Source organism: Candidatus Viridilinea mediisalina, from assembly GCF_002532535.1.
Classification (GTDB): Bacteria; Chloroflexota; Chloroflexia; order Chloroflexales; family Chloroflexaceae; genus Viridilinea; species Viridilinea mediisalina.
Window position 1 is genome coordinate 1 of sequence record NZ_NQWI01000158.1, and the last position, 9,044, is coordinate 9,044.

The 9,044-nt window shown below is 59.1% G+C and carries 11 protein-coding genes, 1 other RNA gene and 2 pseudogenes; 8 read left to right on the top strand and 6 right to left on the bottom strand.

Features of this window, described 5'->3' with window-relative positions; translation table 11 throughout:
• Nucleotides 1–357: 357 nt before the first annotated feature.
• From CJ255_RS19865 to CJ255_RS23035, 7 genes and pseudogenes are all read left to right on the top strand, one after another.
• Complete coding sequence (locus CJ255_RS19865) at nucleotides 358–1,560, top strand: MFS transporter (RefSeq protein ID WP_097645825.1); 1,203 nt, start codon at nucleotides 358–360, stop codon at nucleotides 1,558–1,560.
• A 246-nt stretch (nucleotides 1,561–1,806) separates the two neighbouring features.
• Nucleotides 1,807–2,168: a transfer-messenger RNA gene (gene ssrA / locus CJ255_RS19870) on the top strand.
• A 74-nt stretch (nucleotides 2,169–2,242) separates the two neighbouring features.
• Nucleotides 2,243–2,527 (top strand): annotated as a pseudogene (locus CJ255_RS24985) (hypothetical protein); the annotation flags it as partial.
• Between the two features lie 77 nt (nucleotides 2,528–2,604).
• A complete protein-coding gene (locus CJ255_RS24545; protein ID WP_245863613.1) occupies nucleotides 2,605–2,862 on the top strand; it encodes a hypothetical protein in 258 nt (85 codons plus the stop codon).
• Between the two features lie 19 nt (nucleotides 2,863–2,881).
• Nucleotides 2,882–3,142: a hypothetical protein gene (locus tag CJ255_RS19880; RefSeq protein ID WP_097645827.1), complete on the top strand. Its 261-nt coding sequence runs from the start codon at nucleotides 2,882–2,884 to the stop codon at nucleotides 3,140–3,142.
• 17 nt (nucleotides 3,143–3,159) lie between these two features.
• Nucleotides 3,160–3,921 (top strand): CPBP family intramembrane glutamic endopeptidase, encoded by a 762-nt coding sequence (locus tag CJ255_RS19885; protein WP_165774833.1) that lies wholly within the window; start codon nucleotides 3,160–3,162, stop codon nucleotides 3,919–3,921.
• 26 nt (nucleotides 3,922–3,947) lie between these two features.
• Nucleotides 3,948–4,346: a DUF6920 family protein gene (locus CJ255_RS23035; RefSeq protein WP_124682023.1), complete on the top strand. Its 399-nt coding sequence runs from the start codon at nucleotides 3,948–3,950 to the stop codon at nucleotides 4,344–4,346.
• On the opposite strand, the gene CJ255_RS19890 is transcribed toward CJ255_RS23035, so the two are convergent.
• Complete coding sequence (locus CJ255_RS19890; RefSeq protein ID WP_097645829.1) at nucleotides 4,267–4,740, bottom strand: hypothetical protein; 474 nt, start codon at nucleotides 4,738–4,740, stop codon at nucleotides 4,267–4,269. The two genes, CJ255_RS23035 and CJ255_RS19890, sit on opposite strands and share 80 nt — an antisense overlap.
• Before the next feature lie 33 nt (nucleotides 4,741–4,773).
• On the opposite strand from CJ255_RS19890, the gene CJ255_RS23780 reads away from it, so the two are divergent.
• Nucleotides 4,774–4,911 carry a hypothetical protein gene (locus CJ255_RS23780; protein ID WP_165774834.1) on the top strand — a complete coding sequence of 46 codons (138 nt, stop codon included), beginning with the start codon at nucleotides 4,774–4,776 and terminating at the stop codon, nucleotides 4,909–4,911.
• A gap of 33 nt (nucleotides 4,912–4,944) precedes the next feature.
• Here the strand turns inward: CJ255_RS23780 and CJ255_RS19895 are convergent, their stop codons facing one another.
• The 5 genes and pseudogenes from CJ255_RS19895 to CJ255_RS24990 all read right to left on the bottom strand — a co-directional run.
• Nucleotides 4,945–6,165 (bottom strand): hypothetical protein, encoded by a 1,221-nt coding sequence (locus CJ255_RS19895; RefSeq protein WP_124682024.1) that lies wholly within the window; start codon nucleotides 6,163–6,165, stop codon nucleotides 4,945–4,947.
• A gap of 19 nt (nucleotides 6,166–6,184) precedes the next feature.
• Nucleotides 6,185–6,652 (bottom strand): type II toxin-antitoxin system VapC family toxin, encoded by a 468-nt coding sequence (locus tag CJ255_RS19900; protein ID WP_097645831.1) that lies wholly within the window; start codon nucleotides 6,650–6,652, stop codon nucleotides 6,185–6,187.
• Nucleotides 6,649–6,966 carry a hypothetical protein gene (locus CJ255_RS19905; protein WP_097645832.1) on the bottom strand — a complete coding sequence of 106 codons (318 nt, stop codon included), beginning with the start codon at nucleotides 6,964–6,966 and terminating at the stop codon, nucleotides 6,649–6,651. The genes CJ255_RS19900 and CJ255_RS19905 overlap by 4 nt, the downstream gene beginning before the upstream one ends.
• Before the next feature lie 86 nt (nucleotides 6,967–7,052).
• Entirely contained in the window at nucleotides 7,053–8,234 is a 1,182-nt protein-coding gene (locus tag CJ255_RS19910; protein WP_097645833.1) for a hypothetical protein, read from the bottom strand.
• 64 nt (nucleotides 8,235–8,298) lie between these two features.
• Nucleotides 8,299–8,739, bottom strand: a pseudogene (locus CJ255_RS24990) (transposase); the annotation flags it as partial.
• Nucleotides 8,740–9,044 lie beyond the last annotated feature (305 nt).

Sequence of the window (9,044 nt, forward strand, 5' to 3'; positions counted from 1 at the left end):
AGAACAGAAGAACAGAAGAACAGAAGAACAGAAGAACAGAAGAACAGAAGAACAGAAGAACAGAAGAACAGAAGAACAGAAGAACTAAGGAACAAAATTCCACCCAAGCATTTGTTCACTTGTTCATCTGTTCACCTGTTCATCTGTTCACCTGTTCATCTGTTCACCTGTTCATCTGTTCACCTGTTCATCTGTTCACCTGTTCATCTGTTCACCTGTTCTTCTGTTCTTCTGTTCACCTGTTCACCTGTTCACCTGTTCATCTGTTCACCTGTTCATCTGTTCACCTGTTCCTCCGTTCCTCTGTTCTCTGTTCTCTGTTCTCTGTTCTCTGTTCCTCTGTTCCTCAAGGAAACCATGTTCAAGAACCGAATGTTCCTCGCGATTGCAAGTGGCCACTTTGCGGTGGATGTGCTGAATAGCACCGGAGCGGTGCTGCTGGCCGTGTTGAAAGAGCCACTTGGTTTGAGCTATGCCCAGATTGGGACAGCGATTACTGCTTATTTGTTGCTTGGATCGCTTTCGCAGCCGCTGTTTGGTTGGATTTCGGATCGCTTTCCGGGGCGCAGTATGCTCTTAGCGGCGCTTGGGGTGGCATGGATGGCCTTCTTTTTCACCCTGGTTGCGCTCGCGCCCACATGGACACTCCTCTTTCCTGTGTTTATGCTTGCCTCATTGGGCAGCGGCCTCTTCCATCCGGTGGGGACAGCAGCGGCAGCGGCAGCCATGCCAGAGCGAGCCGCGAGTGCAACATCGGTCTTCTTCTTTGCGGGGCAGGTTGGGCTTGCGAGTGGCCCCTTCTTGGCTGGGGCGCTGGCCGGATTATTTGGGGCGCCAGGACTCTTGCCGTTGGTCGCTATGGCAATTGTGCCCACGATCATGCTGTTGGTGGCGGCCCGCCATGAACGTAGCCGCGAGGTGCGCCCGCGTAAGACCGTGCCTGCTCGTAGCGCCCCCAACTGGAGCCTGATCGGTGCAAGTATCATCGTTGCTTTTATTGTGCTCGTGGCCCTACGCTCATCGGTGCAAGCGGTCTATCAAGCCTACCTCCCGCAACTCTTCCAAGGGCGCGGCTGGGATCCGGCGCTCTTCGGGTTATTGGCGGGCATCTTTATGGCCGCTGGGGCGGTGGGCCAGATGATCAATGGAGCTATGGCCGACCGTTATGGTATGCGTGTGGCGGTGGTGTGGCCACTGCTCCTGAGCATTCCCGCCGGACTACTCTGCCTGCTGACGCCATCCGTGGGCATCGCCTTCATCGCCTGTGCCCTAGCCGGGCTCTTGGTTGGGGGCCAACACAGCGTACTTGTGGTGCATGCCCAACGGCTACTGCCGGTCAAACAGGGCTTTGCTGCTGGACTCATCCTTGGGTTCACCTTTGCCAGCGGTGCGATTGGCACATGGCTAGCGGGCCAAATGGCCGACAACGTTGGCATGCAGAGTGTGATGGTTTGGGCAACCCTCCTGAGTCTGCCTGCCGCACTCTTGGCCCTAAGCCTGCCGGGGCGCAAGCGCCCCACCCCCGCCCCAGCGGTTGCTCCCGCGCCAGTGGGCGATTAATGCTATTTATGATTGTAGATTGTAGATTGCAGATTGTCGAACAGGGGGAGGCGAAGCCTCATGCAAGGAACGCTCTTGCTTTCGTGTTGGCGGCTTTGCCGCCAACACGAAAGCAAGAGCGGGTTTGGGGCGCAGCCCCAGACGCATGAGGTTAGCCTCCGGCGGGATGGTAGGGCGGCAGCCCTGCCATCCGCCCTAAGACCTATTGACGCCTTTCGACAACGCGGTATAATGAACAGACATTAAGGGGATGCTTGGTATCGACAGGGAGTGAAGGTCGTAGATTGCAAGCCGTGCCGCCCAGTCACGTTAAAGGGGCAAACGCCAAAATAACTGGCAACAACAACAACATGGGCCGCATGGCCCTCGCTGCCTAATAACAGGTAGCCGCCCCCATTGGTTCGCTCGATGATCAATGGCTCGGCGTCAACAAGTCGAGTGCTCCCTCGGTGACCACCTGCTGGCCAAGGGAAAAGACAAGCGGGTTTGCCCAAAAGTCGCTTTGCTCATTGAGCGGCTGCGGGCGAGCTACAATCAATGGGCTAAGCTTGTAGTATGTCTACGGTTTAGCTTTCTGGACGGGGGTTCGACTCCCCCCATCTCCACCAGTTCGAGGATGCGTGAGGCGAGGAGGCGAGGAGGCGAAGCCCGCGCCTCCGCGCCTCACGCCTCTTTTGTGCCTATGAGTTTACCAACGATCCAAGAGCTCCAACGCCTCGCCTATCAGGGGGTGCGCTTGGAGATCACCGGAGGACGCACGACGTGGGAAGCGGCGCCCGGGGCGCTGCACAATGGCGTGGTTGATGACATTAGGCAGAACCTTACGCGCCATAATCCTGCAACGGCGGCCTGCGGTTGTTATCACATTGCCGCTACGTACATTGAGTTTGCCCCCGGGTTGCTGCGACGGCCTGATATTGCCGTGTTTTGCGTGAAGCCGCCCCGCCCTGATGGTGCGATTACTGGCATCATCCCTGGTGCGGTGATCGAGGTGCTCAGCCAAGGCTATGAGCAGAAAGACCGCGATGCCGTGGCGCTCTGCGCATGGTCATCACCATTCCGACCACCGTCCTGTTCACCTGGTTCTTCAACCGCACGCAGGGCAACCTCTGGCTCGTCGTCCTGCTGCACACCGCCGTCAACAACAGCGCCGGGTTCTGGCTGCCGGTCACGGTGGGCGTGTATGGTGCGATGGCCATCATGACGGTGACGCTGATCATCACGGACCGCATGTGGCGCCTGCGGCCCTCCGATGGCGTGACGACGACGGCAGAGGGGCAAACTGCGGCATTACATACATGATCGTGAAAGTGGGAACACCATGAGCCAAGACAACGGCCACAGCGGATCGGCGGGCGCAGGTGATGAACCAGCGGCTCACCTGCGCAACACCAGTCTCGGGATCGGAATCGGAATCGGCATGAGCTTTGGCGCCGGGATCGGCATGGTCGTCGGGCTCCTGTTCGGCGCTATGCTGAGCGGGATGATCATTGGCGCTGGCCTTGGCCTCCTCGTCGGCGTGATCCTAGAGGGACTGCGTCAACAGCGCACCAACCGGAAGCTGCCACCGCGCAGCGACTGATGAGCGAAAGCGACCCTATGAAACTCCCACGCATTGTCGAACGCCACCCCTACTGGTTCGTGGCGATCCTGGAACTGATCGTCATTGCCGTGTACCTGATGGCCGGCACTATCGCGCATCTCGCGCAGCTCTCCAACCAGGCCATCACTGGGATTGCCAACACGACCCTGAGCGTGCTGGTCATCGGCGCCCTCAGTGCGCTCGGATGGTGGCGTGCGGTCGGCTTCAGGCGACCTGCACACCCACGCGACCTGCTCTTTTTTCTGCCGCTCTTGCTCCCCGTCCTGCTCAACCTTGGCGTCGGGCTGAACGTACCGGGTCCGTTGCTCGTGACCCAGTTGCTGGCCCTCGCGTTCCTGATTGGTTTCGCCGAAGAGGCCATCTTTCGCGGGCTGATGCTCAACGCGCTCAAGCCACGCGGCCTCTGGCAGGCAGCCATCATCACCGCGCTCCTGTTTGGCCTGTCGCATGCACTCAATCTGCTTTCCGGCAAGAGTGGGGTCGAGATCCTGATTCAGATCGCGTATGCCCTGGCGGTTGGCTTTGCCTTTGCCGCAGTGGTGCTCAAGAAAGGCTTGCTCTGGCCGTTGGTCATCGTCCATGCGCTCATCAACTTCACGAGTTTTATCGGCAAGGATACCCTGCCAGCGTTCTGGAACACCGTTGCTGGCGGAGCGCTCACGTTCCTGTTCATGGCGTATGGGCTGTACCTCATGTGGCAGCAACGCGATCAGCAGATGCTACGCGCAGGAGAGCCGATAGCCAGGTCACTCAATTGAACCAGCAGTCATTGAAGAGGATTACGATGGGGAAGAAAATTCTTTGGCTCACCCTCGGGCTGGCGGCCAGCATTGCCGCCGCGCTCGCCTATGGATCGTATCGCTGGCAAGCGGAAACGAACGCCATGCAGGCCCGGCTTGAGGCGGGACGCCTGCCAATGCGGCCAACACACTATCACGCGAGTGAGCTGAACGGCCTGCCGGCACCAGTGCAGCGCTACTTTCGTTCCGCCCTGACTGACGGGCAGCCGATGGTCACGGCTGTTGCCCTGGAGCACACTGGCACCTTCAACATGAGCTTGACGGAACAGCAGTGGAAGCCGTTCACCTCGACCCAGCGCGCGATCACGCAGCGGCCGGGCTTCGACTGGGAGGCGCGTATCGCCATGATGCCGGGCCTACCGGCGCGCGTACACGACGTTTAGGCTCAGGCGGGGCAGCAGCGGTGCGAGCCAACATACGCATACAGGTCTGGTAATCTTCCTCAACTGCGACCTGCTGCTCTTCGGAGAGTTGGTCGAGGTCGAGGCCACCGCGCTCGTAGAGCAAGCGTCCGTATTCGTAGAGGCCGTTGCGTTTGCACTGGCGGATCCAGCCAACTAGGTCGGCGTTGCCGGGACGCTCACGCTCAGGGATGGCGATACCCTGCTGCAGGTAGCTCACATAGCGCCGGATGCGTCGGTTGGTGCCAGCGGCGCGGGCCTGGGCCTTGAGTTGCTCTTCTTCTTCCGAGATCGGCGGGCGGTAGGTGCCGGCGTCGGTCTTGTAGAAGTAGTCGAGCAGCCAGTCGGCTAGGGCGCGGCGCGGTTTCTCTTTCACGCTATAGACATAGTGTTCGAAGATGTCGCTGTAGTGAACACCCTGGACGGTGGGCTCGGTGGCGAGTTTACGCTCGACGAAGCTGCGGACATGCTTGGATGCAGTAGCCTCGCGGGCCGCTTCAGCAGCATCCTCAACAGCCAGCGCCGTTTCTTTGAGGTACCAGCGTGAGGAAGGCGAAAGGTGAAAGGCGAAAGGTCAGCGTCACTTTCGCCTTTGCCCTTTGCCCTTTGCCCCTTGACCTTCTTCCGGCTCGGCGACCTGGGCCAGCAACTCGTCGAAGTTGTGGGCCTTCATCTCTCCAGCTTGCACCATGCGACTAACCACCTCGTCGTAGATGCGGTCTTTGCTACTGCCGGGGTGGTCGGTCAGGTAGGCGCGGATGATCGCCCGTACCTTCTCGCTAAAGCTAGCGCTATCCTCGTCGCCGCTGATCAGCAGCGCCTGCGTCGCCTCGCCGGGACGCGGCTTGCGGAAGTTGATGACGAGGTCGCGCTTGTTGACTTTGTCGGCGGTGAGCTGATTGTAAGATTTTTGCGAGGTTGAGATGAAAAGAGCTGAGTCCGATTTGTCTACAACAAAACCTGCCTCAGCCATAATGTCCTGCACAAGCTGCCAGGTGCCTTCAGAGGTGTCGTGATAGCAGAGGGAAAGCCAGCGGCCCGGCTTGAGTACGCGGTAGCACTCAGCCATCGCCTGACGCATCATGGCTGCCCAGTCATCCTCCGTCTTTCCGCGCACACTGTTGACAATGATCTCATCATCGTGCCAATGCGTGTCGAAATTCAGCCAAGCCTCCCAGACGAAGTTTAGCTCACCGTACTGTACCTTCTCAGCATAGGGCGGGTCGGTAAAGATGTAGTCAACCGAGTTAGCCGACATATCCAGCCGACGAGAGTCAGCAGTAGATATAACATTGGATGTGCTTAACAAGTGAATCGAAACATAACCTTTTATTAGAGACAAAATTTTGCCTCGATACCAACTAAATACTTCTATCTCTCTGCCTATCTGCGGCACGTAATACGTGCCAGTGAGAAGCATGTTGGGAAATCCCGAATCAGGACTATAGCGCTGCATTCTACTGAGCGCAAGTGAAACTGCTGTAAACGCAAACATTAGGGCATCGCGCACAGGTGTTTCTTTTTTTGTAAATATGGCATTTCTTATTGCTGCAAGTGCCCACAGGTTCCGTTTGGTATAAAGCTCGGCGACAGTGCGGAAGTTGCTCGTTCCCTGGCGCCACTTATCTCCCCAAGGTATAGTATCGTCCTCGATATTCATCATGCGATGCTGTGGTATCCAATATGGAATCTCCTTTGCCTCAATATCCCTAAGCTTTGCAAGATCAAACCGCTGAAAATAATCACGCTTGTGCTCATCAGCATCATTGCAATGAGGTATACCCTGCTTGTCACTTGTCACTCACCACTCGTAACTGGTATTAGGCGTGCTGATTTGGATTCTCGGTGGGCAGGCCCTCGGCGCGGGCCGCGGCGAGCAGGTCATCATCGGCGGCGACGAAGGTCAGGGCGGGCAGATGCGCTGCGCGATACTGATCTTGTATGCTCAAGGCCGTAGCCAACTGCACAGCATCATAGCCGCGCAGCCGATGGCGTTGGGTCAGAGCAACCGCTCGGTTAAGAGTCGCCGGTGTCAATCGGACATTGCGATATTCGTCATCACAATGACGCAACAGGAGATCGACCGCGATATTCCGAGCTTCCAGCGAGATACCGCCAGATGCACGTTGGCGAGCCGCAATGGCGGCGGACGCCTCGACCCGTGTGATCTCGCAGATGATAATCGTGTTGCCAGCAGCAGACCCAGTCAGGCGAATGATCCACGCGCTCCCAACCTCTACAAGATACCGCTTGACCAGCGCACTCGTATCGAGAAAATAGGTGCTCATAGCTTCGGGCCACGTTGCTCAATGACGATCTCGCTGAGCGTTGGACCATCACCCTGCGCCAGCGCGGCCTGCACTTCTTCTAATGTCGCGGTCGAGCGCGCCGCACGCTCCTTCTCCTCAGGCGATAGCTCCGTGAGTAAACCAGCCGCACGCAGCACGGCGGTCGCACGATCCCGCTCACTGAGGTACACGTCGGCAAGTTGTTCGGTGAGTAGCTTCTCTGCCACCGCCTCGACTGCTACGCCGTGTTGCCCGGCCGCCACCAGCAAACGTTGGTAGGTGTCAGGCGATAGATCGAGCGTAATTGTCGTCATAGTTCCTCCTTGATTGGTCTTGATTTTACCATACTGGTGAAAAGGGCAAAGCCGTAACCACCGCTCCTCTTGCCCCTTTCGTCTTCCTAGCGCATGCCCTTCGGCGTCAGCCCCAGGATGTTGCCAAGGTTGCCGACGCGGCGCACAATCTTTTCACTGTTCAGCCGGATAACAAACTCGCGGGCCGCAGCCTGGCGCACCGTGCGCCGACCGTCGCGGTAGCTCACGGTGACGCTGAGGAGTCGCCGGAGCGCGCCGGTACGGCGTTCCTCGGGCAAGGCGCACTCAACATCTGGTTTGAACCGAAAGATCGCCTCTGTGCCGCCCGGTGGAATAAAGAGTACCTGGGCGGACAGGGAGACCATACGCTCAGCGGCCTCCAAATCGGCCTGTGACCCCGCGCTGATCTGCGCTTCGATGTCAACGCGCACATCGTCGCTGCCACTCTGGACATTGTAGCGCATTGGCAAGCGAAAGATCACCTCCTCGCCCTCCAGCACCTCAGCCGGGCCGTCAAGCGATCCGAGCGCGATGCTCCCTTCGCTACGCGCTCTGACCTTCAGCACCACCATCGGAATCGTGAGTTCCTGGATCGAGATGCCACCGTGGGTGAAGGCATCGGGGTCGAAGCGCGAGTTGGGCCGCGAAAGAGCAAACCCGGTCTTGGGGAAGATGATAGACGCAAAGTGCTTGGTCACGTTGGTTCGACTACGGCGGTCGAAGCGGGTCTCACTGCTCGGCATCTGCAGCGCACTCACTGGGAACTCCCAGACATGCTCACGCACCCGGCGTGGCGCACTGGCGGCAGCAAGGCTCTCGCGCAGGCGGGCGGTAAGATATTTGCAGTCGCTCGGCTCATTGAGCCAGGCCGCATCGATCCAGATACTGTTGCGCGCGACGCGCCCAAAGCCATGATCGGCGGTGATGAAGACCTTCGTCTCAGGGGCCAGGCCACGCATAATCGCCATGACCTCGTTGTCAATAATGTTCTTCAGCAACTGCTGGTAGATGAAGGCCAGTGGTCGCCCAGGGACGGTACGGCCATCAGGCAGGGTCTTCATCTGGATCTTGTGCAACTCCTTATCGCAGAGTTCAAAGATATAGACTTCGAGTTGCCCGGCGCGATAGCGCACCGTCGTCTCGCCCGTGCCTGAGCCTTGGGGCTGTAGCACCTCGACCGGGCCGGTGTAGCCAAACTCGCGGTTCAAAGCATGCTTGAGCAGATCGTTGAAACAGACGGTACTTCCAATTCCGTGATGGGCCGTCATCAACCAGCTTACGATAGCCCCGTTTGACCACCCAACGCCCCACGGCAACCAACCACAGGTACACCAAGACGAGGGGAACCAATAATCGCGCAAACCGTTCTCGGTCTTTCAGCCCACGTTTATCCAGGTGAAAGCCCCTACTCTGCCAATCACGAAAGACCGTCTCAATCCACATCCGACGCTTGCCACGCAGGTATGTTTGCTGCGTGGCCGGCAAGTTTGTCATCACGGCACGCACCAACACCTTTCCGTCGGTGTCTTTATCCCACCATGCAAGCACGTTGACGGGCCCCTGACGTGCCTCCGTCAGGTACACATTGGTCATGGACACGACTCCCGTCTTTCCCTCCATCCGCGATACCAGCGATTGTTGCTCACCCGTTGCGGATTCCGCCACCAACGTCGCACCGACCACCCCCAACATCACATCGTGTTGTTGGGCTCGCAGCCACGTAAAAAGCTCCTGACTGCGAAATTCACTGTCTCCGTGGACACTGACCCGCACGCCCTCCGGCAACAACGCGAAGGCCTGTTGTAGCGCCGCACCGCCCCCTCCCGGACTCGCGGCGTCAGCCGCACCGCCCCCTTCCGGACTCGCGGCGTCAGCCGCGCCAGCCGCACCGCCCGCCCCCCCCCTCCCGGACTCGCGGCGTCAGCCGCGTCAGCCGCACCGCCCGCCCCCCCTTCCGGACTCGCGGCGTTAGCCGTACCGCCCCCTCCCGGACTCGCGGCGTCAGCCGCGTCAGCCGCACCGCCCGCCCCCCCCCCCTTCCGGACTCGCGGCGTCAGCCGCGCCGCCCCCTCCCGGAC

Coding starts and splice junctions, on each gene's coding strand:
- CJ255_RS19910 (WP_097645833.1), bottom strand. CDS start 8,234: ATGACGGCCCATCACGGAATTGGAAGTACCGTCTGTTTCAACGATCTG.
- CJ255_RS19885 (WP_165774833.1), top strand. CDS start 3,160: ATGAAACTCCCACGCATTGTCGAACGCCACCCCTACTGGTTCGTGGCG.
- CJ255_RS19880 (WP_097645827.1), top strand. CDS start 2,882: ATGAGCCAAGACAACGGCCACAGCGGATCGGCGGGCGCAGGTGATGAA.
- CJ255_RS19905 (WP_097645832.1), bottom strand. CDS start 6,966: ATGACGACAATTACGCTCGATCTATCGCCTGACACCTACCAACGTTTG.
- CJ255_RS19900 (WP_097645831.1), bottom strand. CDS start 6,652: ATGAGCACCTATTTTCTCGATACGAGTGCGCTGGTCAAGCGGTATCTT.
- CJ255_RS23035 (WP_124682023.1), top strand. CDS start 3,948: ATGGGGAAGAAAATTCTTTGGCTCACCCTCGGGCTGGCGGCCAGCATT.
- CJ255_RS24545 (WP_245863613.1), top strand. CDS start 2,605: ATGGTCATCACCATTCCGACCACCGTCCTGTTCACCTGGTTCTTCAAC.
- CJ255_RS19865 (WP_097645825.1), top strand. CDS start 358: ATGTTCAAGAACCGAATGTTCCTCGCGATTGCAAGTGGCCACTTTGCG.